18 protein-coding genes are annotated in these 25,716 nt (G+C 66.1%); all 18 read left to right on the top strand.

Translation table 11 applies throughout. The features are described 5' to 3' along the window. The first annotated feature begins 158 nt into the window (after nucleotides 1-158). On the top strand, nucleotides 159-1,700 hold the full coding sequence (locus tag A7D27_RS09930) for a hypothetical protein (RefSeq protein ID WP_069564757.1): 1,542 nt from the start codon (nucleotides 159-161) through the stop codon (nucleotides 1,698-1,700). Between the two features lies 1 nt (nucleotide 1,701). Then, the gene (locus A7D27_RS09925) at nucleotides 1,702-3,804 is read left to right on the top strand and encodes a genomic island protein (RefSeq protein ID WP_069564756.1); all 2,103 of its coding nucleotides are present in this window, start codon (nucleotides 1,702-1,704) and stop codon (nucleotides 3,802-3,804) included. Beyond that, entirely contained in the window at nucleotides 3,801-3,974 is a 174-nt protein-coding gene (locus A7D27_RS28320) for a hypothetical protein (RefSeq protein WP_160158578.1), read from the top strand. Before A7D27_RS09925 ends, A7D27_RS28320 begins: the two co-directional genes overlap by 4 nt. A gap of 18 nt (nucleotides 3,975-3,992) precedes the next feature. Beyond that, a complete protein-coding gene (locus A7D27_RS09920; protein ID WP_083265585.1) occupies nucleotides 3,993-5,048 on the top strand; it encodes a hypothetical protein in 1,056 nt (351 codons plus the stop codon). A 262-nt stretch (nucleotides 5,049-5,310) separates the two neighbouring features. Continuing rightward, nucleotides 5,311-6,414, top strand: coding sequence for a N4-gp56 family major capsid protein (locus A7D27_RS09915; RefSeq protein WP_069561202.1), 1,104 nt, complete (start codon nucleotides 5,311-5,313; stop codon nucleotides 6,412-6,414). A gap of 11 nt (nucleotides 6,415-6,425) precedes the next feature. Continuing rightward, entirely contained in the window at nucleotides 6,426-6,824 is a 399-nt protein-coding gene (locus tag A7D27_RS09910; protein ID WP_253543669.1) for a hypothetical protein, read from the top strand. 59 nt (nucleotides 6,825-6,883) lie between these two features. Beyond that, on the top strand, nucleotides 6,884-7,291 hold the full coding sequence (locus tag A7D27_RS09905; RefSeq protein WP_069561201.1) for a hypothetical protein: 408 nt from the start codon (nucleotides 6,884-6,886) through the stop codon (nucleotides 7,289-7,291). Nucleotides 7,292-7,299: 8 nt separating this feature from the next. Beyond that, nucleotides 7,300-7,935 carry a hypothetical protein gene (locus A7D27_RS09900; RefSeq protein WP_139131139.1) on the top strand — a complete coding sequence of 212 codons (636 nt, stop codon included), beginning with the start codon at nucleotides 7,300-7,302 and terminating at the stop codon, nucleotides 7,933-7,935. Between the two features lie 2 nt (nucleotides 7,936-7,937). Continuing rightward, the gene (locus A7D27_RS09895) at nucleotides 7,938-9,134 is read left to right on the top strand and encodes a hypothetical protein (protein WP_069564754.1); all 1,197 of its coding nucleotides are present in this window, start codon (nucleotides 7,938-7,940) and stop codon (nucleotides 9,132-9,134) included. Further along, nucleotides 9,131-9,649: a hypothetical protein gene (locus tag A7D27_RS09890; RefSeq protein ID WP_069564753.1), complete on the top strand. Its 519-nt coding sequence runs from the start codon at nucleotides 9,131-9,133 to the stop codon at nucleotides 9,647-9,649. Before A7D27_RS09895 ends, A7D27_RS09890 begins: the two co-directional genes overlap by 4 nt. A gap of 7 nt (nucleotides 9,650-9,656) precedes the next feature. Next, nucleotides 9,657-10,040 (top strand): hypothetical protein, encoded by a 384-nt coding sequence (locus A7D27_RS09885; RefSeq protein WP_069561197.1) that lies wholly within the window; start codon nucleotides 9,657-9,659, stop codon nucleotides 10,038-10,040. 1 nt (nucleotide 10,041) lies between these two features. Further along, a complete protein-coding gene (locus A7D27_RS09880) occupies nucleotides 10,042-10,485 on the top strand; it encodes a hypothetical protein (protein WP_083265584.1) in 444 nt (147 codons plus the stop codon). 9 nt (nucleotides 10,486-10,494) lie between these two features. Then, a complete protein-coding gene (locus tag A7D27_RS09875) occupies nucleotides 10,495-12,513 on the top strand; it encodes a hypothetical protein (protein ID WP_069564752.1) in 2,019 nt (672 codons plus the stop codon). Continuing rightward, complete coding sequence (locus A7D27_RS09870) at nucleotides 12,513-14,534, top strand: hypothetical protein (protein ID WP_069564751.1); 2,022 nt, start codon at nucleotides 12,513-12,515, stop codon at nucleotides 14,532-14,534. Before A7D27_RS09875 ends, A7D27_RS09870 begins: the two co-directional genes overlap by 1 nt. Nucleotides 14,535-14,538: 4 nt before the next feature. Further along, on the top strand, nucleotides 14,539-15,480 hold the full coding sequence (locus tag A7D27_RS09865) for a hypothetical protein (RefSeq protein WP_069564750.1): 942 nt from the start codon (nucleotides 14,539-14,541) through the stop codon (nucleotides 15,478-15,480). A gap of 15 nt (nucleotides 15,481-15,495) precedes the next feature. Then, complete coding sequence (locus tag A7D27_RS09860) at nucleotides 15,496-16,503, top strand: hypothetical protein (protein ID WP_069564749.1); 1,008 nt, start codon at nucleotides 15,496-15,498, stop codon at nucleotides 16,501-16,503. Nucleotides 16,504-16,564: 61 nt separating this feature from the next. Further along, on the top strand, nucleotides 16,565-18,199 hold the full coding sequence (locus tag A7D27_RS09855) for a hypothetical protein (protein WP_139134073.1): 1,635 nt from the start codon (nucleotides 16,565-16,567) through the stop codon (nucleotides 18,197-18,199). A gap of 1 nt (nucleotide 18,200) precedes the next feature. After that, nucleotides 18,201-25,691 (top strand): LPD38 domain-containing protein, encoded by a 7,491-nt coding sequence (locus A7D27_RS09850; RefSeq protein WP_069564747.1) that lies wholly within the window; start codon nucleotides 18,201-18,203, stop codon nucleotides 25,689-25,691. Nucleotides 25,692-25,716 lie beyond the last annotated feature (25 nt).

Below are 25,716 nucleotides of genomic sequence, written 5' to 3'. Positions count from 1 at the left end.
GATGGCAATCCTGCGTTCGGGCCTGCGGGTCAGGCGAAGCTGAAAAGAGCCGGCCCCATCAAGACAATGCTTCAACCAATGGCCTGGTCACCTTCTCCACCCTCTAGACAGGCGCTCTCCAGTGACATCCGGTAACCCCATCGCACCTGGGGTACCGGATGACAACAGCCGACAACATGCTGGCGCGCCTGCTAGAGGATGACGAGCTCTACTGCGCCAAGAACCTGAAGATCCGCACGAAGGACGGGAAGGTCATCCCGTTCGTGTGGAACGCTGCCCAGCGGATGCTGCACGAGCGGCTTGAGCAGCAGCTGCAGCACTCCGGCTGGGTCCGGGCCATTGTGCTCAAGGGGCGACAGCAGGGCGTCAGCACCTACACCGGTGCCCGCTTCTACAAGCGGACCTCCATGCGCTTCGGCAAGCGCACCATGATCCTCACTCACCTGGCGGACGCCACGCGGAACCTCTTCAGGATGGTGAAGACCTTCCTGGAGCTGAGTGACGACACGTTGCGGCCGGCGACGAAGAGCAACTCGGGGACCGAGCTGAGCTTCGCCAAGCTGCGTAGCGGCTACGCCGTGGCCACCGCAGGCTCCCCCAACGCAGGGCGCTCGGACACCGTCCAGTACCTGCACGGCTCCGAGGTGGCGTTCTGGCCCAACGCGCAGGACATCATGGCCGGCCTGGGCCAGACCGTGCCGCTGCTGCCCGGCAGCGAGATGATCCTGGAATCGACGGCCGACGGCCTGGGCAACCTGTTCCACAAGATGTGGGTGCAGGCCACGGCGGGGAAGGGCGACTTCATCGCCATTTTCATCCCGTGGTTCGTGCAGGAGGAGTACCGCCGCGAGGTGCCGGCCGACTTCGAGATGGATGCCGATGACGAAGAGTACATGGAGACCTTCGGCCTCGACCTGGAGCAGATGGCCTGGCGTAGGGCGAAGATCGATTCGGAGTTCGCCGGCGACCTCGATCGCTTCAACCAGGAGTATCCCGCCACCCCAGACCTGGCATTCACCAAGGTCGGCCACAAGGCACTGATCCAGACGCTGCGCGTGCAGAAGGCGCGCAAGGTCAACCCGAAGCACCTGCAGGCGATCGGCGCCCACGTCGTCGGCGTCGACCCCGCGCGCTTCGGCGACGACGACACGGCCATCATCCACCGGCAGGGGCGCAAGGCCTGGGGCCTGGAGAAGGTCAACGGCCTCGACACCATGGCCGTGGTCGGCAAGATCGTCCGCCTCCTCGAGGACGATCGCACCATCCGCATGGTGTTCATCGACATCGGCGGGCTCGGCGCCGGCATCTACGACCGCCTGGTGGAGCTGGGCTACGGCGACCGCGTCACAGCTGTCAACTTCGGCGACAAGGCCATCGACGAGCGCAGGTTTTTCAACAAGCGCTCCGAGATGTGGGGCCTGCTGGCCGAGTGGCTGCACGACCTCATTACCCCGTCGATCCCTGACGACGACAGCCTGCACAGCGACCTGACAGCGCCCAGCTACCGCTACAGCTCCAATGGCCAGATCAAGCTGGACCCGAAAGAAAAGGTCAAAGAGGACACGGGGAAGTCCCCCGACGCTGGCGATGCACTCGCCCTCACTTTCGCCTTGCCAATCGCAGCCAGTGACATAGAGGTACCCGCGTGGAAGCGGAAGTACCTGGCTTCCCGAGGCCGCAAAACTGCCATGAGTGGATGAGATGACGACCGCTACCGAGCCCCAATCGACCGACCGCAACCAGGCGGCGCGCCAGAACTGGCAGCGTTACGAGTACGGCCGCAACCGTGGCCACCGCGACTACTGCCGGCAGGCGAAGATCAACGAGGGCATGTACCTGGGGGGCGGCCTGCAGTGGGACCAGGCCGACGTGGAAAAGCTGCGCGAGAGCGGGCGGCCGGCGTTCGAGTTCAACCAGATCCTCGGCAAGATCAACACGGCGATCGGCTACCAGATCCATAACCGCATGGACATTGCCTTCCGCCCGCGCGGTGGCGATGCCGATCAGGCCCGCGCCACCACCCTGTCGAAGCTGATCATGCAGGTGGCCGACAACAACAAGCTGCACTGGACCGAGACCCAGGTGTTCGCCGACGGGCTGATCCAGCAGCGCGGCTACTACGACATCCGCGTCACCTACAAGGACAGCCTGCTGGGCGAGATCCAGATCACCGACCTCGACCCGCTGGACGTGGTGCCGGACCCTGACGCGAAATCCTATGACCCCGACGGCTGGTCTGACGTGACCATCGCCAAGTGGCTGACCTACGACGAGATCGAGGAGAACTACGGGACCGAGGCGCGCAGCGAAGTCGAACTGGAGAAGCCCGACGACAGCGACTATGGCGAGGATGCCGATGACGAACAGCGCAACAAGTTCGGCAACGACGACACCGGCTTCGCTGATCGCATGGGGACCACCCAGCTTTCCGATGGCAGCCGGCGGGTGCGCGTCATCGAGCGCCAGTTCTGGAAGATGGTCAAGCGCAAGGTGGCCATCACGCTCACCGGCGACATCCGCCCGATAGACGACCTGAGCGAGGAGCAGACTGCAGCCCTGAAGGGCGTCGTGATCGCCGATCGCCGGATGCGTCGCGTCCGCTGGGTGGTCAGCACCCAGTGCACCACGCTCCACGACGACTGGTCGCCCTACAACCACTTCACCGTGGTGCCGTACTTCCCCTTCTTCCGCCGCGGCAAGACGCGCGGCCTGGTCGACAACGCGATCGGCCCGCAGCAGATGCTCAACAAGTCGCTGAGCCAGTTCCTGCACATCATCAACACCACGGCGAACAGCGGCTGGATCAGCTGGGCGGACACCATCGCCAACATGCGCGAGGAGGACATCGAGACCAGGGGCGCAGAAACCGGCCTCAACATGGTCCTCAAGAAGGGAACGCCGACCGACCAGATCCCCCGCAAGATCCAGCCCAACCAGGTGCCGACTGGCGTGGACCGAATGATCGACCGGGCCTCTGGCCTGGTGGACGAGACCACCGGCATCAACGACGCCATGGCAGGCGGGCAGGGGCGCGAAGTCAGCGGCATCGCCATCCAGACCAAGCAGTTTGCTGCCCAGCAGGGCCTGGCCGTGCCGCTGGACAACCTCGGCCGCACCCGCGCGCTGCTTGCCAGCCGGGCGCTGGAGCTGATCCAGGGCTTCTACGACGAGCCGCGCATCGTCCGCATCACCGAGACCGATTCAAACGGCAAGGAGCAGACCCAGCCCCTGTACCTCAACTACCCGGCCAACGACGGCACCGTGCTCAACGACCTGACCCTGGGCGAGTACGACGTGGTCATCACCGAGGTGCCGTTGCAGATCACATTCGAGAACAGCCAGTTCCTGCAACTGATCGAGATGCTCGAAGCGGGAATCCGCATCCCGCCGCAGTTCGTGGTTCGTCACAGCAACCTGGCCGACAAGACCGAGATCCTCGAAGCGATGGAGCAGCAGGGCCAGCCTCCGGTCGACCCGCTCACCGAGGCCAAGGTCAAGCTCACCGAAGCCCAGACCCAGAAGACGGTCAACGAGGCCGTCAACACGTCGGTCGAGTCGCAGTTCAGCGCGATCCAGACAGCCGGGACCATCTCCATCAACCCGGCTACCTCCGCCCTGGCCGATGCGCTGCTGCGCTCGGCCGGCTACGTCGACCAGGACATGGCGCCGATCGTCCCCAGCTACAACGGCCCCGGCATCGCCGGGGGGCTGCCCACCAACACCAACCCGCTGACTCCGGCCAACCCTGGCGTAGGGCTGAAGGCCGGTATCGAAACCCCGCGCATTGAAGGAGCCGCAGCATGAGTAAAGGCAGCGCACCGCAGGTCGCCGAGAGCGACAAGTGGCGCATCGAGGACGACCTCCGAACCCTGCTCAGGGCCGAGGAAATCAAGAAGGACAGCAAGCGCATGGCGGCCGTGCGGCGCATGGCCGGCGAAAAACTCACCGAGCTGAAGCAGCTCAGCACACGTTAACCACCCAAGGGGGCACCCATGAAACCGATCAGCATCAAGCACGCCAGCGACGACCTGGCCCTGGCCATCCTCGCGGGCCGTGTCGTCTCCGAGTACGACGAGCAGGACCCCGAGCTGCTGGGCTCCAGCATTGAGGAAGAGGAGGAAGAAGAGGAGGGCGCCGAGGACCGCGGCGACGAGGTCGACCCTGACCTGCCTCCCGAAGATGACGAAGGCCTGGAGCTGGAAGAGGACGACGACCAGGGCGACAACGAACAGGACGCAGACCCGGACGGAGACGGCCAGGACGACGAGCTCGACGAGGACGCGCTGGCCAAGATCGCCGGCACCGGCAGGTCCGCCACCGTGCCCCATGCCCGCTTCAACGAGGTGAACGAGAGCCTCAAGGAAGAGCGCAAGCGTCGCCTGGAGCTGGAGGAGGAACTGGCCCGTACCAGGGGGGCCGTACCGGCCAAGAAGGAGGAGGACCCGAAGCCCACGGCCTTCGACTACGACGAAGCGGAGGACCGCTACAACCAGGCGATCCTCGAGGGCGACGCCGATGCGGCCAAGGCGATCCGTCGCGAGATCCGTGCGGCCGAGCGCAAGGAGATTGAAGAGGCCGCGCAGCAGCGCGCTGAAGCTCTGTACCAGCAGCGCGCCCAGGAGGCTGCGCAACGACAGCAGCAGGCCGCGCTGCCCGGGGTGCTGGCGGAGTCCTACGAGAAGTTCCCCTTCCTCGACTACCAGGGGAGCGCACCCAACATGGAGGCGATCGAAGATGTGATTGCGCTGCGGAACCACTACATGGCCAATGGCGAGCCCATGGCCAAGGCGCTTGCCCGGGCCGTGGCCAAGGTCGGGCCGCGCTATGCAGAGCCTGTGAGCGTCGACAAGGCGCCGAAGAAAGGGGTGACGCTGACCACCGAGCAGATTGATCGCAACCTCAAGCGTGAGCGCGCAACTCCGCCGCTGACCCCCGGGGTGGGCGAGCGCGGTGCCGCTTTCGACGTGGCCAGCATGTCGGAAGAGGACTTCGCCAAGCTCTCCCCCGAGGACAAAAAACGTGAACGCGGGGACTACATCAGCCGTTGACGACGGCTCGCCAGTTACATAACCAGTGCATCGAGGGCCATCGGACGGCCCCGTGGAGGTGAGGGGCGCCCCGGGCTGGTAGAGCCGGGGCGATTCTCAACAGCGCAGCCGCCTCCTGCTGCTCGCTCGCCGAGACACGGCGTTCTCGCCCGCAGAGCGTTACCTGCACCCGAGTTCCCGGGCACTCCCCAACAGCCCGTCTTCGCCAGGGTGGCGACACAACCCAGACCCGACGACAGCAATTCGACGATAGGAGACGGCCATGTCCGTAACCAACTTTGCGCGGCTGAACGCCAAGCAGAAGATCGTCTGGTCGCGCGATGTGTGGGAAGCCGCCCGCGACCAGATGTTCATCAAGAAATTCCTGGGTACTGGCGATGGCGCCATGATCCAGCGCATCACCGAGCTGACCCAGACCGAGAAGGGTGAGCGGGTGATCATGCAGCTCGTGGCCGACCTGGTCGACGATGGTGTGATCGGCGACGACCAGCGTGAAGGCAACGAAGAAGAGATCCAGAACTTCGAAGTCGAGCTGAGCATCGACCTCATCTCCCACCAGGTGCGCAACAAGGGCAAGCTCGCCGACCAGAAGACGGTCATCAACTTCCGCGAGCAGGCCAAGAGCCGCCTGGCCTACTGGCTCTCGAACCGTATTGACCAGCTGGCTTTCCTGACCCTGTCGGGCATCTCGTATGCTTTCAACACCGACGGCAGCCCGCGGCAGAAATCGCCGTTCCCTCAGTTGAGCTTCGCTGCCGACGTGACTGCCCCCTCGTCCAAGCGCCACCTGATGTGGAACGGCTCCAATCTCGTGCCCAGCAGCACGGCAGCCATCACCAGCGCCTTCACCGCCAGCTACAAGATGATCGTGGACGCCGTTGCCTACGCGAAGGACCACTACATCAAGCCGCTGATGGCCGGCGGCAAGGAGTACTACGTGCTCCTGGTGAAGCCCGGCACCCTGGCGCAGCTGAAGAAGGACGCGGACTACCTGCGCGCAGTCGTGGCGATTGCCACCAAGGAAGGTGCCAATAGCCCCTTCTTCACCGGCGGCACCGTGACCGTGGACGGCGCGATCCTTCACGAGCACCGCATGGTGTACAGCACCACCGGTGCCGCAGCCGGCAGCAAGTGGGGCGCCGACGGCAACGTCAACGGCACCCGCACCCTGCTGTGCGGCGCGCAGGCGCTGGGCATGGCTGACCTGAGCGTGCCGGAGTGGGTCGAGAAGAAGTTCGACTACGACTCCAAGGTCGGCATCTCCGTGGACAAGATGTTCGGGCTGCTGAAGCCGAAGTTCTACTCGATCTACGACAAGTCGGTCGAGGACTTCGGCGTGCTCGCCATCGACCACTACCTGGGCTGAGGGCAGAGACCATGAGCATTTCCCGCAACTACAACCGTCAGTGCGTGGCCTTCGCCCTCCAGTCGATCGCCCTCGCCAGCTTCGCCGACGGCGCTGTGCAGCAAGCGGTTCAGCTGCCGGCCGGCGCCATCGTGACTCGCGCCTTCATCGTGGTGGACGAGGTGTTCAACGCCGCGACCACTGCGACCTTGAAGGTGGGCGACGCGGCGGATGACGACCGCTACAGCGCCACTCCGGTGGACCTGAAGACCACGGGCAAGAAGGACTTGGACGTCACCGGCTTCGAGCTGGCCGCCCAGGGCTACCTGACCGTGACCTACGCCAGTACCGGCGCTGCGGCAACCACCGGCAAGGCCCGCCTGTTCGTCGAGTACATCGACACCGGCAAGGCCGAGTGGACCCAGGGCTGACCTGGCAGGGGGCCGGGCAGCCGGCCCCTGTTTCCTTCACCCAACACAGGGGCATCACCATGAGTCAAGACAACGTCCGCTTCCTGCCGCCTCGTGGCCAGGACCTGCTACAGATCAGCCGTACCGATGGCCACTCCATCGTGATCCACGCCGTGGACCCGAGCGATGACAAGGAAGGCACCCTCGTCCCGCTGCGCTTTCGCAAGGACGCACTGGCTGCCGGCTGCAATGTCGTCGGCCTGGACCTCGGCGAGGAAGAAGGTCCGCCCGAGGGGCAGAAGACCGAAGTCGTGGTCAAGGCCATCCAAGCCATCCTTGAGCGCAAGGACGACTCGGAGCTGAACGGCGATGGCCGACCGAGCCTGAACGCGCTGAAGAAAGAGGCCGGCTTCGGCGTGACCCGCGATGAGTTCGAGGCCGCCTGGGTGGTCTTCGAGGAAAGCCTCGACGACGACGCGGACGCCTGATCGTGGCCATGAACACCGTCAGCGACCTGATCAAGGCCTTCCGGGAAGACGAGAAGGACGCCGTTGCTCCGTTCCTGTGGAGTGACGACAAGCTCGTGCGGGCCGTGAACGGGGCGCTGGCGGCGTTCTGCGAGCAGACCAGGATCGTCTACGACGAGATCGAGGCCGACTTCGCCGCGGGCGAGCGTGACCTGCCGCTGTCCGAATCGATCCTCGATATCGTCGAGGCCTCTATCGTCAACCCGCGTGAGCGCGACCTTGAGGTCGTGGCGCCCGGGGTGATCCCGCGCTCCAGCCTGCCGCGCGCCGGGTATCCCCGGTACCTGATCGCGGACGTGGTGAAGGGGCAGATGCGCATCGTGCCGACGCCGGCCGAGGCTGGCAGTCTGGTGCTGTCCGTCGTGCGCAAGCCGCTGCGCGAGGTGAACAAGGGCTCCAACATCCCCGACGTGCCGAGCGACTACCGCCCGCACCTGCTGCACTACATGCGCTTCATCGCCTACATGGACAAGGACGGGGAGCTCTACGACCCGGACAAGGCGATGGCGTCCCGCGCCCTCTTCGACAACGAGTGCCAGAGCGTCTACGAGGCCGGCCTGCGGCGTCGTTCGGCGGCATCTGGGCCCATTCGGTTCAGGTGGTAGCCATGCCTGAGCTGGTTCGCGTCGACGACTGGTCCGAGGGCATGAACAACCTGGCTCAGGTGGACCGCATCCCGCCGAAGCAGGTGCGCGACCTGCTCAACCTCGACCCGGTGGGCGGGGGCGGCCTGCAGCAGCGGGCCGGCCAGCGGAAGGTGGCCGACCTCGCAGGTGCCCATGGCGCGGTTCCGTATCGGGATGGGCTGCTGGTGGCTGCCGGCGGCAACCTGCTGCAGTACTCCGCCACCACCAACGAACTTCGGACCATCGGTGCCGCTCCTGCCACCGGTGGTCTCTGCGGCGCCGAGCTGAACGGTGACGCTTTCCTGTGCTCCGCCATCGACATGCTTCGCGTGCGCGGGGACCAGGTTGGCCCTTGGGGACTGCCCGAGATCATGCCGCGCGTGGTGTTGAGCAGCGGCAACCTGCCGGCCGGCATCTACCGGGTGGCGGTCACGGCCCTCGATCGCTTCGGCGCTGAATCCGGGGCGGCGCCCCTATTGGTCACGCTGGAGGCGCCTGGCTCCATCGACCTGCTGTGGACCGCACCGGCGGGGGCCACCAGTTGCCGCCTCTACGCCAGCGTAGCCAATGGCGAGACGCTCTACCTGCAGTCGAGCAGCCACACCGATGGCTTCAGCCTGACCAGCGTCACTGACTCCAGCGCCAGGCTGACCACCACCAACCTCGTGCAGCCGCCGGTGGCCACGCACGTCACCGCCTACAAGGGGCGCCTGGTGCTGGTGGTGGGTTCTGCCCTCTGGATCACCGAGCCGTTCGCGCCTCACCTGGTGAATCCCGCCTTCGGCTTCGTCCAGTACGGCGCGGCCATCGACATGGTGGCCGTCAACGACGCCGGCATCTTCATCGCTGCTGGACAGCGTACCTACCTGCTCATGGCGCCCGGTACCGAAGACGCCTCGCAGCGCGACATCTTCGGCTTCGGTGCCGTGCGCGGGAGCGGGGTCACGCTGCCGGGCGGCCAGGCCGCCTGGATGACGCAGTACGGCATGGCCATCGCCCAGGTCGACGGCACCGTCAGCCTGCCCCAACAACAGCGCTACGCGCCCAGCCTGGCGGCCTACGCCACGGCCGGCGTCGTGGACAACAACGGCCTGCAGATGCTGGTCACCACCATGAAGGGGGCCGTGGCCCCCAACACCCTCGGCGTCGAGGACTCCTTCGACATGGAGATTGAATGATGCACGTTCGAAACGAAGACGCCGTGACATTCGGCTTTGTCTACCACTTCGAGCTGATGGAGGAGGGCCGCCTGGTAAGCGAGTGGTATGAGCACAACCTGGTGCCGCTCGCTGGCCTGAACTACATGGCCCAGGCCATGTTCGGCGATACCTCGCCGATCGGCACCTTCTACGTCGGCCTCTTCGAGAACAACTACCTCCCGGCCTCCGGCGCGCTGGCTTCGGACCTGCCTGGCGTCATCGGCGAGTTCGTGGGGTACAGCGAGGCCGCCCGCCCACTGTGGAACCGGGTCAACACCAACGGCCTGATCACCAACGCAGCCAGCCGTGCGGTGTTCACCTCCAACCAGAACAAGCGCCTGTACGGCGGCTTCCTGGTGTCCAGCTCGGAGAAGGGCGGCAACACCGGGATGCTGCTGTCGGTGGCGCGATTCAACTCCCCCAAGGACGTGGAGGCCGGCCAGGTGCTGCGCGTCCGCGCGGAACTGTCCCTGATTCCCACGAACGTGGTGTGAGGCCCTCATGTCGACCCCGACCTATACCAGCGAGCAGATCATCGACCTGCTGTTCACCAACTCCACCAAGTACGTGTCGGCGCACACCGGCGACCCCGGTGCGACCGGCGCCAACGAGGTGGCGGCAGGCGTCGATGCGAACTACGCGCGCAAGGCGACCTCCCTGGTCAAGAGCCTGTCCGGAACCATCTACCGCGCCCGCAACAGCGCCGACGTGGTGTTCAACGCGGCGGCGGCCGGCGCGAGCTATTCGGTGACGCACCTCGGCATCTGGGATGCCGCGTCTGGAGGCAACTTCCTGGCGGCCTTGCCGCTGCCGGCGGCACTGCCGGTGGTGGCCGGCGCCATCAACGCCTTCGCCCTCAACGATATCGTCATCCGCGGAGACTGACATGAGCCTGAAATTCAGCACCGGCCTGCGCCGGGCATTGCTTGCTGTAGCGCCGCTGCGCACCGCGCTCAACGGCTGTGAGCTGCGGATCTATTCCGGGCCCGAGCCTGCCAGCGTCGACGCTGCCATCGCCGCGTCCAACCAGTTGCTGTTGACGATCAAGACCGACGCCGGCGCAGGCCTGACCTGGGAGGCGGATGCGCCGGGTGGCGTCATCACCAAGAACCTGGCCGAAGACTGGCGGGGCACCGTCGTTGCGGCCGGCGCCGCGACCTTCTTCCGCTTGGTGCTGCCGGCGGATACCGATGCCGCCTCTACCTCCGCTGTGCGCATCCAGGGCAGCGTCGCCATTGCCGGCGCGGATCTGAACTTCAGCAGCACGGCCTTGGTGGTTGGCGCCGTGCAGCGCCTTGAGGCCTACGCGATCGCGCTTCCCGAATTCTAAGGAGCGGCCATGGCCAACCGGCTGAGTAAAGTCCCGGCGGTGCGCAACATCCCCGGGACGCCGGGGGTGCCGGCGATCCCTGCGTATTGCGTAGACGTCCCGGTCTTCTCCGACTTTGGCGCCTATGCGAATAACCTGCAGCTGATGGCCAGCCTGACCCAGATGCTCACCCAGCAGAAGCTGGGGAACACCTACTACGGTGAGGTTGGCATTGATGCTTCAGGCCGCCCGCTCTACGGCCCGAAGGTGGTCGGCGTGCCGCCGGAGATCCGCGACATGTTCGTCGGGGCCGGCGGCGCGGGTGGGCCGCTGGTGTGGTACTACGAGAAGCGCTGCTACCCGGCCACGCCTGCTGTTCCAGCGGTGCCGCCCAAGGTGGTGTACGACGCGCTGCCCGGCTGGAACAGTGGTGGCCAGTCCATCGGCGGCCTGCTTGGCGACGGCTACGCCCAGTTCATCATCGGTCCCAGCTCCATTGGCGCGGTGGTGGGGCTGAACAGCCGTTCCGATACCGTGAGCCCGGCCGATTGCAGCCATGCGTTCTACGGCCACCAGGGCGCCCTGGACATCTACGAAGGCGGTGTGGTGGTGCAGTCGGTGGCCACGCCACTGTCGGCCCGTCCGGTCCTGCGCGTGGCCAGGTCCAAGGGGATCGTGCAGTACCTGGTGGATGGGGTGGTGGTCCGTACCAGTCCAACCCGGAGCACCGGTTTCGCGCGGCTCGACGTCTCCCTCTACGCGGCCGGCGACTTCGTTGAAGACCCGTTGCTGGCCAACTACAACTTCGGCACGGCATCCGGGCGGGTTGGCATCACGGCCAGCTTCGACCGGCGCCCCCGGGCGGAAGGGCGCGTAGGCGTCAGCGGCTACGCCCTCGGCCGCGTTGGCGATCGGCGGTACAGCTCGGCGTCCGGTCGTGTCGGAATCCAGAGCAGTGCGGTCGGCCACACGCTGAACCACTCCAGCGCCGCCGTCGACATCGGCATCGAGGGCCAGGCGACGCCCGCCGCCAATGGCGGTGTCGGGACATTCCGTGGCGGCTACCTCGGCATCGGCGGCGACCGCGCCTACGCGCAGGGCGTCGGCGTCTACCGAGGCGGCTACCAGGGCGAAGGGCGCGCCGGTTTCCCCGAGATCTCCTTCTCCTACGGCGTGGGGTATGGACCGAAGCCGCTCGGTACCGGTCGAGTCATCAGCGGCGGCGTCGGTCGCGGGTCCGGGGTGGCAGCCGCTGCCCAGGGCGTAGGCGGGGAACATGGCTACGCCCAGGGCGTGGGCGTCTACCGGGGCGGCTACATCGGCATCGGCTACGCGCCTTGGCTGGACAGCAGCTCGGCACAGTTCGGCGAGCCGATCCTGGTGCGAGACACGTTCTCGCTCGGCGCTGACCTGCAGGCCAGCTTCATCTCGACCGTGACCGTCGGCGACGACGTGCTGCTGGAGGTGGAGATCACCGAGGGCCTGGAGTGGTTCGAGACCATCTTCGCCGGCAGCCTGATGGCAGAGCAGGGCGATGTCGACCTGGCCTTCGCTGACCAGGTGCTGGTGAGCACCCAGTCCAACATCCCGCAGCTGGAGGGCATCCAGTACGCCTCCAACATCCTCACCGGCGCCCTCACGCGCTACAGCAACTTCGACTTCCTTGCGATCGGGCGCACGCCCTACGGCTCGTTCGGTGTGCGGGAGGACGGGATCTACCGGATCGCGCCGGGCGATGACGACGGCGATACCGTCGACATGCAGGTGGACTTCGGTGCCACCGACTACGGGACCAACCAGCTCAAGCGAGTGGATGCCGTGTACTTCGGGCTCTGTACGGACGGCCAGGTGCTGGCTGTGCTGCGCGCTGACGACGGCGCCGAGCACACCTATAAAGTCGTCTCCCGTGAGCCGACCCTGCGCGCCACCACGGCCAAAGGGGTAACCGGGCGATCCTGGCGGCTGAAGCTGAAGATCTACGCGGCCAGCCAGGCAGAGCTGGCCACCGTCGAAACATCAGTCGCAGCGTCCAGCCGGAGGCTCTCCTGATGGCCATCGTCAACGCCAAGTCGTTGTGCGTGTCGGGGACCTACCTTCTGGACCGCGCGAAGCGCCTGGCCTTGCGCCTGGTCCGGTTCAACCGGCAGTCGAACTCCGAGATCATCGACGGCTACCTGATCCGCGCCACGCGCAATGGGGCCTCCGCCACTGCAGTGATCATCGACCCGCCGGGGCAGCTGTTGGTCGTCGATGCGCGGCTGGACGACCGAGGGAATGCCTACCCGACCGGCCCCCGCGACCAGTTCGACAGCCGCATCGGATTGGCATCCGCCCCGCTGGGCTACGAGGACGTGGAGCCGAAGACTGTGGTCCCCAAGTTCGTCGCCCTGGGTTTCGACCCAACACAGCAGGGGCCGCTCGCGCCCTGGCAGCAGGCCTTCCTGTGGAGGTCCTACAGCACCGTGCACCGTGACGTCATCCGGGCGCACGCCCTGCGGGTCTATCCGGCGCCCGGCAGCAGCTATCCCTACGACTCCGCCGACCAGGTGCCTGCTGGGTCTCTGGTGTACAGCGGTGTCCAGGCCTACCCCAGATCCGAGGCACTTCCCGGCTACTGGCTGGCAGAGTCGTTCATCGAGCAGCACGCCCCCGGCTATCAATTGCTCGCCAGGACCAACCTGGGCTACATGTCCTTCGAGTACCAGGGGATGCAGGGTGCATCGGCATCCACCGGGCCGTGGACCCTGCTGGTCCTGCCCGTGGTGACGAACGTTGACCCGGACGCAGCTCACAGCTGGGGGAACAGTGCGCTGCTGTTCCTGCTGCTCAACTACCAGGCGGCCCAGGCCGGGCAGCAGCCGGCTACCGTCGCCTGGAGCAGGCTCTGGTCGCCGGACCAGCACAGCGTCGACTTCTTCCACAATGGCCCCTGGCTGGCCAGGCCCCGGCGCTCCATCAGCTCGCCCTTCGAGGCGCCGCAGAATGCCTGGTCTGCATTCTGGGATGCCTGGGAGGCGGGCGGGCGCGTTGTGCCGGCCGGCGGCAGCCGACCCAACTGGACCGATGCCCTCGGCGTTGCCTGGTTCAATGGGCGCTTCGTGGTGAACGCCAGGCTCTGCGCGCTCAACGCGACCCTCTCCGACCCAGGCGCAGGCTGGGATTTCGAGTACGTCGACGCCGGGGGCGCTGCCACCGTGCGTTTCGAGGTTGGCCTCGACGGTGACTTCCTGGTGGCCGAGCTGACGCACGAAGTGTGGGACAGCGCCGATCCAACCAGCCCGGGCAGGCGCAGGCCCTACGACGTCTGGGTGGCTGGGCATCTGGATGAAGCCCGGGTCCATGCGGTCAACCCGGTGGCCACCATTCCCCTCCCGGGGGCGCTGGTCGAGGTGACCTGGCGGATGGAGGGCAACCGTGCCGGCATCTTCAGCCTGGGTGAGGGCCCCTTCATGCCCGCCGACCTGGCGTCCGGAAGACTGGAGTTCTCGGTCACCCTGCTGGACGCCGCTGGCCAGGAACTCCCGGCGGTGGTGTACCAGGTCCGTTTCGAGGAGCTGGGCGCTGGCATTCAAGGGCCGACGATCCCGGTCTTTTCCTCCGGTACCAGTCCCGTGCTGATGCCGCCGACGGGCAGCTACAAGCTGTGGCCCTTGGCTCCGATGTTCGTGCCGATCAGCAAGTACGAGGTTGCCTTCGTCTGCTATGAGGCCTGGCAGGACTTCGGTACCGGCGTAGCCAGCCCTGTGCACCTGGCAGTGTTCGATCTGCGCACCGGGCGCGCCGGCCTGCGCTCGGCAATCGGGTTCAGCCATCAGCCAGCAGTGCAACACCAGTTCCCGGTGCACATCAGCTGCATGCAGCGGACCGTGTTCGATGCCGCCGGCAACACCGTCCTCGAGGCCGTGCTCTTCGCCACCGTCGAGACGGAAAACGCTGTGCGCATCAGCAGGGACAGCGGCAGGACCTGGAGCGACTACCTCACCTTCCCCCGGCCGCGCGCCGGAGCCTACTACCTCGGTAGCCCCCTGCTGGCCTCGACCAGGGGTGGCGCCGCCATTCTGGAGGACTGACCCCATGGCTTCCGTAGAAGATGCCGTCACCCGCCTGCAGGGTACCGTCGAGAGCACCTTGCGGTCGGCGCGGGAAACCGCGTCCCGCATCACCGGCTCCGTGGTACCTGACCTGCTGGCTCATGCCTTCGACTTCCAGGTCGACAAGCCGAACCTGGCGCCGCCGCCGACCATGAGTGACCTGTTCCCGGGCGTTGACCAGACGAACTCCGAGCTGATCCGGCTCGATGCCGAAACCGAGAAGTGGCTGGGCAAGTACTTCCCGGAGCTGACCGCCTGCCTGCGCGACAAGCCTGAGCAGTGGCTGTGCAAGATCATCAGCGGCAGCGACCCGTTCGGCGACAGCGGCGCGGTGATCGACGCCCTGTGGCATGAGGCCCGCGATCGTGCCTACCGTGCGGCCAGCACCGAGACGCAAGGGGTCCTGGCGGCGTTCTCCGAGCGCGGCTTCACGCTACCGCCGGGGGTCGCCGTTCGTCTGGTGAGCGAAGCGGAGCAGCGCGCCGGCCAGGCGATCGCCGACGTCAACCGTACCGAGACGGCTCGGATGGCCGAACTGAAGCTGGACCTGCTGAAGTTCGCCGAGGAGCAGGCCATCCGCCTGAAACTGGGCGTCATGGACACGCTCCGCGCCTTCTACGTCTCCTGGCTGTCGATTCCTGACAAGGACATCGAGCGCGCCCGCATCCGCGCCCAGGCGCAGGCTGCCCTCTACCAGGCCCTGAGCAGCTACTACAACGTCGAATTGGGTTTCGAGCAGCTGCGCCTGCGCGCGGCCGAGACCGGCATCGACGCGGCCATGGGCATCGACCGCAACAAGATCGCCGCCTTTTCCAGCAACCGCCCGGCTGAGGCCCTGGCACAGGCTGTGCGCGGATTCACCGATGTGGCCAGCTCCGCATCCAACGCGGGTTCGGCGCTGGTCGCCGAGATCACCACGGGGTAAGCCATGATCTATCCCATGTTCGCGATGTACGGCATCGGGGTGGATGCCCCGGGCCACCTCGTGCTGATCCGCTCGCCTGGTTCGCCGGACGTGCAGCGGCGCTATCCGGCGGTGCTCGCGCCCAGGATGCTCAGCATGATCGGACGGCAGGACCTTTTCGTGACCGGTGACCCACAGACGGCTGACCCGATCGGGACCTACCTGGCGGATATCGACACCAACCCGCCCGACCAGGGCGATATCCTGCAGTTCGGTGTCACCTGGACCAATGGCCCATGCCTGGTGATGCCCCTCGAGGATGGCCGGTTCGTCATCGCCTCCAGTGTCTACGTGTATGTTTCCGAGCCGGACGCCGAGGAGGGCGGCCCGAGCATCCAGCTTGCAGGGCTGGCAGTGAACGGCAACCACTACCCCGTCGCGATCTCCAGGGCCGGCACCACCATCCGCATCCTCTACGTGACGCGCGGCAACACCAACCAGCACGCCTACCTGCTGAACTTCGACCTGGCGGCCCCGCCGTTCGGCTCCGTGATCGATCTGCAGCAGGGGCCGCAGTACGCCGGCAGCGTCACCTGGCCCTATGTCGAGCAGGACCATTACAACTGGTACACCGGGCTGATCCCGCATGTGATGGGCGCATTCGACTACTGCGTCTTCCGCAATGCCGACCGCAGCAACGATGGCACCGACAACCTGTTCGTGGGCGTTGCCATCGGCGCGCCATTCGCCGACGGCGGCCAGATGATGATGTCCGGCTACCAGGTCACCAAGGGGCAGATCGGCGAGGCGAGCTTCGACACCTTTACCTCGGGCGGTACCCTGACCGGTACCACGCTCACCAGCCAGACCTACACCTCGGCCCCCGTGTGCACCACCACGGACATGATCAATGCGTCGGGGGTGGCCGCGAATCCGGATGACTACTTCTTCGACTCGACGATGAGCACGCTGCTGCTTTCCTTCGAGACCCCGCCGGTACCGGTTTTCTGGACGAACATGAGGCGCGCCGTCGAAGTCGTGTAGGGCTTGCCCATTCCGCCCGGTGACATAGCGTCGGGTGCATCCACCCCAGGGAGCACCCCACATGGCTATTCAAAATCCGTACAAACTCGGCTCAATCACTGGCGATACGTCGCTCGCTACCCAGAAGGCCAAGGGCATTTCGCCTTTGCCCGGCATCATGCCCATCGAGGCGCCGTCTGCACCTTTCAAACTCCCGGACCCGATGCGTATGGACGGGGGCTTGCTCTCGCGTGACTCTCAGGCACAGACCAAACCCTCGCCGTTGCGCCTTGATGGTGGCGTCCAAGGCTACCCGCCGCCGGCTCCGGAACAGCGATACGACATCGGCGACAGTCCGGTGCCTGGCAACCCCGCGCGAGCCAAGGCCATGCAGGCCCAGTATGATCAGCCTGTGTTCAAGGGCGCTCCCCAGGGTGGCCTTGGCAGTAGCCAAACTCCACCGGATCAACAGGATCAGTCTGGCTCCAGCGTGAAAAGGTTTGTTCACGGTCTGGCCAACTACCACAATGGAGTCGTGGACACTGTATTGGGTGGTGCCGGAGCGCTCGTTGCAGCGCCTTGGGACTGGGCGCGAAATGGGCTCACCACACTGGCCGGCGGCGACCCGTACTCACTGCCAGGTGGGACGACAATGTTCCGAGATGCGGCGTACCAGCGCCTGGACAAGGGTGTTGAACAGCTCAGCAAAACCGGGCAGATCGTCGGTGATACCGCGCTGACGCATTTAGGCGCTAAGCGCCGCGATGGCTCTGACCCCTCCAAGCCGGCACCGCCAGCTACCGAGGCGCAGTCGAAAGAAGACGCTGCTGCAACAGAGGAAGCCGCAGCCACCTCACTCAAACCTGAAGGCTCCAGTGGCTCCAGTGGCTACGGCGAGACCGGCATTGCTGGCGTCGTCGGCCGGCGCGGCGCCAACGGTGTCATGGAGTTCTCCAACGACCCCAACGACGTGGCAGGCGCCAAGGGCAAGGCCGGGGGCGGTATCGGCGATGGCATCGGTACGCTCAGCATCATGAGTGGTGGCGCCGAGGGCATGCAGCGCAACCTGGCCGCCGCGGAGATCATTCGGCAGACCCGTCGTGACAACGCCGGCGGTGGACTCACCATCGTCGGTGACTCCACCCGTGGCCGTGGCCTTGACCAGCAGCAGGCCGAGCGCGTTGCCAGTGCCAACTGGGATCGCCAGCAGCAGGCGAAGCTGGAGGCCCGGCAGGCAGGCGGTATCGCAGGAGGGCTGGACCAGTTCTTCAACAACCAGCTGCAGCGGCAAGCCACTGAGCAGCAGATCGCGGCGCGCGGGCTGGAGTTGCAGAAGCAGGAGCGGCTCAACGGGCTGCTTGCAGGGTTGGACGATCAGAGCAGGTCGCCGGAAGAGCGGGCTCTGCTGCGGGAGACCTACTTGCAGATGACCACCCCGCTCAAGGATCAGCGCATGGTCAGCATCGGCGAGACAGTCGATCCGGCCACCGGCCAGGCGATCAAGAGTCCGATGCTGGTGGACCTGATCAAGGGCACCAGTACCCGCATCGATGGCGGCCAGCAGGCCCCGACCATGACGCCCCAGCAGCTTGCGGATCTGGATGAGATGACCCAGGAGCTGGCGAAGAAACCTGGCATCAACTCGCAAGACATCGAGCGGCTGAACGAGCGGCGGCAGGCTGCGAACCTCAAGCCCCTTCCAACCGGAGGGGCATGACATGGCCGACAACTACGACATTCTGGCCGACCTGGATGCCAGGCTGGCGCGCAAGCAAGCCACGCTCAGCGGCGAGTTCGGCAAGGGGATTGCCTCCGGCGTTGACGCACTCCAGGGCTCGCTGTACGGCCTGGCCGGCTTGGTCGGCGATGTAGTGGCCGAGCCCGGGCTGCGTGACTGGGGGATCGCCGGCTACCTGCGCAACCAGGATGAAGCGCAGCAGAACCCCGCCCTTGTCCAGCGAGTCGAGGATGTGGGCAGCCTGAAGGATGCCGGACTCTACGCGGCACAAGGGTTGGGCCAGTTGGTGCCGTTCGCCGCCAGCTCGATCGCGGGTGGCGGCATCGGCGGAGTAGCAGCACGAGTCGCCGGCCGAAAAGCCGTCGAGAGGATGGTCAAAGGGAAGGTTGCCCAGGGGCTAGAGCGTGCGGCAGCAGAGCGCGCGGGCCAGGTTGCTGCGCGCGAGATGACCAAGCGAGGCGCCCAGGTCGGACTGGCGGGCACGTCCATTGGGACGGAGCAGGGCAGCATCTACGGCGATATCTATAAGAAGACCGGGCAATACGCCCCAGGCACCGCCCTCGCCTATGGAGCCGCCGCGGGCGCACTGGATGTGGTCCCGGAACTGGGCCTGCTCTCCAAGGCGATGCGGCCCAGCAAAGGGCTCCTGCGTGCCGCAGGGCAGCAGGCCGGAATCGAAGCCGCAACGGAGGCAGGGCAGACGGCTGTCGAGCGCCTGGCAGTGCAGCGCGTCGATCCCAGCCAGGAGGCGTTCAACGCGGAAGGCCGGAGCGAGCTGTTGAACGCGGCCATTCTCGGCGGCATCGGCGGCGGCATTCTTGGTGGTGGCGTCGATGCTGCGGGGCGCATTGCCCAGCGTGCCCTGCAGGCACCTGCCTCGCCGGCAGCCCAGCCGCCCACTCCGGAACCGGCGGGCCCGATCAGCCGCTCCGCTGCGCTCCTTCCTGGGCCAGCACCGCTGGCGGCCTTGCCCGCGCCTGACCCGGTGCTCTACGGAGACTCCAGCGGCACCATTCGCGACACCGGCCCGGTACGTGACGTGGACAGGGAACAGCGCCCGGTGCCGGGTCGTGAGCAGGCCCAGCCTCGTTCGCCCTTCGGCGGTGGCGGGATCGATCAGCCTGTGCCGCGCGGCGTGGTGCCGTTGTCCGGTGAACTGATCCAGGCGCCGCCGCCGGCCGTCCGGGAAACCCCGCCCATGGCGGTGCGGACCTTCGACGCCAGCCCGATCTACCCCGGCCTGCCGGATCTGCGCCCGGAGGCGGTGGTGGTGGACCCCAGTGGTCAGGCGTCGTTCGCCCGGGTGCCCACCCCAAGGCCAGTGGAGGACCAGGGGCCGAGCTTTGGCGCGGGCATGGACAGGCAGGCGCAGCCGGCACAGCGGCCGGTGTTCAGCGAAGTCTTGCAGCAGGCGCGCCAGGCACAGGGTGCGCTGGACGCCAAGGCCCTGGCAGAGCGGACGGGCGCAAGCCGGGCGATGGCGACTCGGGCGCTCGCTGGCGCAAAGGTAGAGCAACAGGTCACCGCAACCGCCTACAAGAGCGTGCCCGGCGCCAACAAGGCGCTGAGGAGTCTGCCGCTGCCCGACGAGTTCGAGGTGGTGAAAACCGGTAACCGACAGTGGGCGGTGCAGCGGCGCCCCGTACAGGAGCGTGCATATATTGATAGTGGGACAGGGCCTGTTGATGAGCGAGCAGCAGGCGATCAGGGTGCTGCGCCGTTCCAGCCGACTGACCCGGCAGGAGTACCGGATGCTGAAGCAACGGCGCAAGCTGCCGCAGTCCAGCCAGTGGAAAGCGGAGCTGGTGTTCCTCCTGCAGCTGCGGGGGCCGACGGACAGCGTGCATTGACGGTGGCCAAGCCCCCGGCCCAGCCAGAGCCTGTGGCGCCTCCGCAGCCGGCCGACGGCGCGTCGCCTCGCGCCAACGATAGGGAGCAGGGCGCCGAGGTCGAGCAGCCCAGTGCCACCCCAGACCGCCAGCAGGTCCAGGAAGCCGAGGCGCCTGCGCAGGCTGAAAGCCAGGGCGCCGCGAGCCAGGCCGAAGCGGGTGCTGCTGTCAGCACCGATCGCAAGTCCAATCCGGCGGATGACGCCGGCGGTGGCCGAGGGCGCAACGATGCCCCTTCGGAGAAGCCGGCCAGGATCGAAGACTTCGGCGAGAAGCTCGGTGGTGCCAGAAAGGATCTGTGGAAGGGGTTTCGCGAGAGCATTTCCGCAGATGTCGATGTCGCCGCTGAGCCGCTGAGCAAGTCGTTCCCGGAGCCAGACTACGAAAGCCTGTCCAGCGAGGGCGTGGACCCGAAGGTACTCGCGCTGATCGCCGCTATGCGGGCCGAGATCCCGGCCAAGCCGCGTATCGGCCACCGGGTGCGTATGTGGTCTGACAAAGTGAAAGTGCTCCGCGATTTTGCCAAGCAACTGCTTGAGGGTGAACTGTCGGCTGACCAGGTGCTTGGCCAGATGCGCGGCCGATCCGCGCTCGGCGAGCTTGCTGACACTGTGCCGGTGCTGGCTCGCTTGCCGGCGTCGCTCCTGAAGTCGGCCTCGAAGTGGCGCATCACGTCGGGCAGCTATACCGTGTTTGCGGGGGAGCGCCTGGAGCGGCCCACCACCATCTATGTACTGGAGGACCCGGCCCAGAGGCTGGTAACAGGCATTCGTGGGAGCACCGCTGAAGCGATCACCGATGCTGCCGTGAAGCACCTCACCAAGGTGCTGGGTGACCAGCCTGCAGGGGCTGGGCGTGTGTCGAAGATCGAGGTCTATCAGGACAGGATGTCGAAGCAGTACATGCTCGGCTACAAGGGGGCCGGCGGCGTGGTCCGCCTGAAGACCAACTTCGCAACGAGCCGCGATGCACGTAACTACCTGAATGACAACCGCGACGAGCTGGAACAGAAGCTGGCGGAGCTGAGAGCGGCGCCGGTGGTTCGCCGTGAGCGCAACGAGGATCGTGTTGGACCTGCTCGTCACGAAGGTGATGTGTCGCCGGACCAGTTCCTTTCAACCTTCGGTTTCCGGGGTGTGGAGTTCGGCAACTGGGTAGAAGGATCTCGGCGTCAGCGCGACTTGAACAACGCCTACGACGCGCTGATGGACATGGCTGATGTCCTGGGCATTCCACCCCAGGCTGTTTCGCTGAACGGCGAGCTGGGCCTGGCGTTTGGTGCTCGCGGGAAGGGAGGGTCTGACCCGGCGTCTGCGCACTACGAGCGCGGCAAGGTCGTCATCAACCTCACCAAGAAGAATGGGCCGGGCAGCCTGGCGCACGAGTGGCTGCACGCTCTCGACCATCACTTCGGGAAGCGTGATGCCCAGAGTGGCTTCATGAGTGAGCGTCGTCGCCGTGAAAAGGAGTTCAACCCGATAACCCGGAAAATGGAGGATGTTCAGTATCCGGTCAGGGACGAGGTGTTCAAGGCGTTCAAGGCTATCGAGCGCGCGGTCAATGCCGGTGATTTCAAGGCGCGTGCGGTTGAGCTGGACCAGGCCCGTAGCAAGCCCTACTGGTCCACCACCGTGGAGCTCGCAGCCAGGGCTTTCGAGAAGTACGTCGACGCCCGGCTTCGAGACACCGAGCAGTCCAACGACTATCTGGTCAACATATCGAAGTCCAGCGTTGCCTACCCCAACGACGAAGAGTTGCAGAGCGGTGGCATCCGCGAAGCGTTCGACCAGTTGTTCCAGACACTGGAGGTCCGCCAGACGGAGAAGGGGCAGCAGCTGTATTCCCGGGCCAGCTACCGCCAGGTACCTTCCCGTCAGGCCAAGGGGGTGCGCGCTGAGTCGCTGTCGAGGACACTGGCCGGCATGGCAGCGAGCTGGAAGAACGCGCCCCAGATCCATGTCGTGCAGTCGATCGACGAACTTCCCCCTCGACTTCGCCAGCAGGTGCGGCGAGATGGCGCGCTGGACGTCGAGGGTCTCTACGATGCCCAGGGCGTCTACCTCATCGCCGATAACCTTTCCAGCCTGCAGCATGCCGCCTTTGTCCTGCAGCATGAGGTCATCGGGCATGCCGGCCTCCAAGGGGCATTTGGCAAGCGGCTCAACCCGCTGTTGCTCAGCATCTACAAGGAGCACCCGGCCCTACGGTCGTCGGCCGATCGCTTGCGGGATCGCTATGGCTATGACAAGGCCTTGGCCATGGAAGAGGTCCTGGCAGATCTCGCCGCGGCTGGGCGCCTTACCGAGCAGCGCTTCTGGCCTCAGCTGGTGGCGGCCGTTCGCAATGCGTTGCGCGCCATTGGCTTCCGCGTGCGCTGGACCGACCAGGACATCGCGGCCCTGCTGGGCACTGCGCGGCGCTTCATCGAGAAGGGCGGGGACAAGGGCACCGCCGGGTTGGTACAGACCTACTCCCGGGAGCCCGGAACGGGACTGCCCGCTGCGCTGGAGAAGGAAATCGACGAAGTCTTCAGGGGCAAGACACTCACCAAGCCCCTGTCCCTCGGCGGAACGCCTGACGTGCTGAAGGCACTGGGGGCTGCCGATGCACCGATCAACATCACCGAAGACACGCTGTGGAAGGCCGTGGACAAGCACAGCCTGACGCCCAGGGATGTGAAGGCCGCCCTGGCTGCACTCGGCGAGCCGGTGATGGTGTTCGATTCCGCCACTGCGCCGGACGGCCTGGTGGCGCTGGTGGAGACGGCGAGCCGTGGGCGCTCGGTGGTGGTGGCGGTGCACATGAACCGCGCGGAAAGGGTCACCGTGAACCGGATCGCCAGCATCCACGCCAAGGACAGCACAGGCTTCATCAGGCAGTGGATGGAGACCGGCTTGCTGCGATACGTGGACAATAAAAAAGCCGATGCTTGGTCCAAGGCTAGAGGGCTCCAATTGCCCAAAGCGGGACCAAAACATCGGCTCGGCAAAAAGGTACTGCGTCCGGAGGACATTGGCAAGGAGGCGGGTGACGTGCGGTATAGCCGCGCAAGCCAACGGGCGGCCGACTTCTTCGACCAGGTGACCAACCGTGGTGAGGTGCGTTTCCCGGAGCACGCCACCTCGGCCCAGCGGGATGCGCTCGGCAAGATCGGCGCCTTCATCCGACAGGAACCGCTGGCCAAGACCGCGCGAGCGCTGTCCGAGCGCTGGAAGGAGAAAGTCATCCAGGGCGTGTTCGACCAGTTCGCGCCGATCGCCAAGCTGGACCAGGCCGCCTACATGCAGGCTCGCCTGTCCAAAGGCACGGACGGAGCGCTGGAGGCCACCTTCTTCCATGGCCGGCCGACGATCACCGACGGGGCGCTGGACGTAGAGGCGGACGGCCAGGGCTTGCGTGGGGTGTTGGCGGAGCTGAAGGGAGAGCACGATCTCTTCTTCGCCTGGATCGCCGGCAACCGCGCCGAGAAGCTGGCCCAGGAGGGGCGCGAGAACCTCTTCACCCCGGAAAACATCGCAGCGCTGCGCTCGCTCAATCAGGGCACTATGGCCGACGGCCGCAGCCGCGCGGTGGTCTACCGCGACGTGCTCAAGCAGTTCAACGCCTACCAGAAGGCGGTGATGGACGTGGCCGAACAGGCCGGCCTGATCGACGGCAGCAGCCGCAAGCTCTGGGAAAGCGAGTTCTACGTCCCGTTCTATCGGGTGATGGAGGAGGGGGATGGTACCGCCGGCCCTGGCCAGATCGGCGGGTTGACCGGGCAGAAGGCCTTCAAGAAGCTCAAGGGCGGCAAGGAGCCGTTGGGCGACCTGATGGCCAACACCCTGGCCAACTGGTCGCACCTGCTCTCGGCATCCATGAAGAACATGGCGGCGAACAAGGCGCTGCAGGCTGCCGAGCAGATGAACATCGCCACCCGCGTGCGCGAGGCGGAGAAGGGCAGCCTTCGGGTAATGGTCAACGGCAAGGAGCGGCACTACCTGGTGGACGATCCCCTGGTGCTTGACGCACTGACGATGCTGAATCACCAGGACTGGAACAACCCGGCCATGAAGGCTATGCGTTCCTTCAAGCATGCGCTGACCGTGGGGGTCACCAGCAGCCCCGCGTTCCGCGCCCGCAACCTGCTACGTGACAGCATCTCCTCGATCGCCGCCAACGACCTGGGCTACAACCCGCTGAAGAACATGGCCGCGGGCTGGAAGGGAACCGGCAAGGACAGCCCAACGCTGCACCGGCTGCTGGCCGGCGGCGGCGCTGTGCGGTTTGGCTCGTTGAACGATGGCGACCAGGCCACCTACGCGAAGCGCCTGATCAGTCGGGGTGTCGACTCCAGCCAGATCCTCAACACCCCCGCCAAGGTGGCCCGCGCGCTGCGCGGTGCCTGGGACAAGTACCAGGAGATCGGCGACCGACTGGAGACGGTCAACCGTGCGGCCCTCTACGAGAAGCTGCGCGCCGAGGGCAAAAGCCACCTGGAGGCCAGCTACGCCGCCCGTGACCTGATGGATTTCACCTCGGCCGGCAAGTGGGCCAGCGTGCGCTTCCTGACGCAGATCGTGCCCTTCATGAACGCCCGCCTGCAGGGGATGTACAAGCTGGGGCGCGGTGCCTCGGCAGATCCGCGCCGCTTCCTGGCAGTCTCCGGTGCGGTGGCCATGGCCTCGACCCTGCTGTTCCTGCTCAACAAGGACGACGAGGAGTTCAAGCAGCTGCCGGACTGGGTCCGTGACACCTACTGGTGGGTGCGCATCCCGGGTACCGAGAAGGCGCTGTACCTGCCCAAGCCCTTCGAGGTCGGGGTCATGGGGTCGGTGGCCGAGCGGTTGACGGAGCTGGCACTCTCCGGGGACGACTACCGGGCCGGCGACTTCGCCAGCACGGCTGGCTCGCTGCTGTGGAACCAGCTTTCCATGAGCCCGGTACCGCAGGCCTTCAAGCCCCTCATGGAAGCCGCTTTCAACTACGACAGCTTCCGCGACCGCCCGATCGACAGCATGGGCCAGGAGCGGCTGCCGGCGGAGGAGCGCTACACCGCCAGGACCAGCGCGTCGGCCGTGGCCGCCGGGCAGTTGACCGGGATCTCGCCGCAGCGGATCGAGCACCTGGTGCGCGGCTACTTCGGCTGGCTCGGCACCCAGGCGCTGAACACCGCCGACTACCTGACTCGCGGCATCACTGACCTCCCGTCGAATCCGAAGAGCGACCTGACCAACCCGGACAACTGGACGCTGTTCGGGGACTTCGTGAAGGCAGCCGACCCGGGCAGTGGCAGCAAGTACCTGACCCGCTTCTACGAGATGCAGCACCAGATCGACCAGCTCTACGCCTCGGCCAGCGAAGCACGGAAGGTGGGGGATCTGGAGCGTCTGCAGCAACTGGCTGGCAACGAGATGCTGAAGCTGCGGCCGGTCTACCAGGCCGCCAACCGGCAGATCACCGCCATCAATCAGCGCATCAAGGCCGTGACGAATGATCGGTCACTGGGCGCGGCGGAGAAGGCGGAACTGTTGAAGCAGCTGAACGCAACCAGGAACCGAGCTGCGCAACTGGCGGACGAGCGGGGGCGGGCAGCGGGCTGAAAAGGGGGTTGCCCAGGCCCGCCAG

It is taken from the genome of Pseudomonas sp. 1D4, from assembly GCF_001728925.1.
Lineage (GTDB): Bacteria > Pseudomonadota > Gammaproteobacteria > Pseudomonadales > Pseudomonadaceae > Metapseudomonas > Metapseudomonas otitidis.
Note: the sequence above shows the minus strand (reverse complement) of the source record. Positions and strands in the feature narration are given on the sequence as shown.

Bases quoted from the DNA above. Each gene is read 5' to 3' on its own strand.
- A7D27_RS09850 (WP_069564747.1), top strand. From the start codon at position 18,201: ATGGCCGACAACTACGACATTCTGGCCGACCTGGATGCCAGGCTGGCG.
- A7D27_RS09860 (WP_069564749.1), top strand. From the start codon at position 15,496: ATGTTCGCGATGTACGGCATCGGGGTGGATGCCCCGGGCCACCTCGTG.
- A7D27_RS09885 (WP_069561197.1), top strand. From the start codon at position 9,657: ATGTCGACCCCGACCTATACCAGCGAGCAGATCATCGACCTGCTGTTC.
- A7D27_RS09930 (WP_069564757.1), top strand. From the start codon at position 159: ATGACAACAGCCGACAACATGCTGGCGCGCCTGCTAGAGGATGACGAG.
- A7D27_RS09890 (WP_069564753.1), top strand. From the start codon at position 9,131: ATGATGCACGTTCGAAACGAAGACGCCGTGACATTCGGCTTTGTCTAC.
- A7D27_RS09910 (WP_253543669.1), top strand. From the start codon at position 6,426: ATGAGCATTTCCCGCAACTACAACCGTCAGTGCGTGGCCTTCGCCCTC.
- A7D27_RS09865 (WP_069564750.1), top strand. From the start codon at position 14,539: ATGGCTTCCGTAGAAGATGCCGTCACCCGCCTGCAGGGTACCGTCGAG.
- A7D27_RS09880 (WP_083265584.1), top strand. From the start codon at position 10,042: ATGAGCCTGAAATTCAGCACCGGCCTGCGCCGGGCATTGCTTGCTGTA.
- A7D27_RS09915 (WP_069561202.1), top strand. From the start codon at position 5,311: ATGTCCGTAACCAACTTTGCGCGGCTGAACGCCAAGCAGAAGATCGTC.
- A7D27_RS09895 (WP_069564754.1), top strand. From the start codon at position 7,938: ATGCCTGAGCTGGTTCGCGTCGACGACTGGTCCGAGGGCATGAACAAC.
- A7D27_RS09855 (WP_139134073.1), top strand. From the start codon at position 16,565: ATGGCTATTCAAAATCCGTACAAACTCGGCTCAATCACTGGCGATACG.
- A7D27_RS09875 (WP_069564752.1), top strand. From the start codon at position 10,495: ATGGCCAACCGGCTGAGTAAAGTCCCGGCGGTGCGCAACATCCCCGGG.
- A7D27_RS28320 (WP_160158578.1), top strand. From the start codon at position 3,801: ATGAGTAAAGGCAGCGCACCGCAGGTCGCCGAGAGCGACAAGTGGCGC.
- A7D27_RS09870 (WP_069564751.1), top strand. From the start codon at position 12,513: ATGGCCATCGTCAACGCCAAGTCGTTGTGCGTGTCGGGGACCTACCTT.
- A7D27_RS09905 (WP_069561201.1), top strand. From the start codon at position 6,884: ATGAGTCAAGACAACGTCCGCTTCCTGCCGCCTCGTGGCCAGGACCTG.
- A7D27_RS09925 (WP_069564756.1), top strand. From the start codon at position 1,702: ATGACGACCGCTACCGAGCCCCAATCGACCGACCGCAACCAGGCGGCG.
- A7D27_RS09920 (WP_083265585.1), top strand. From the start codon at position 3,993: ATGAAACCGATCAGCATCAAGCACGCCAGCGACGACCTGGCCCTGGCC.
- A7D27_RS09900 (WP_139131139.1), top strand. From the start codon at position 7,300: ATGAACACCGTCAGCGACCTGATCAAGGCCTTCCGGGAAGACGAGAAG.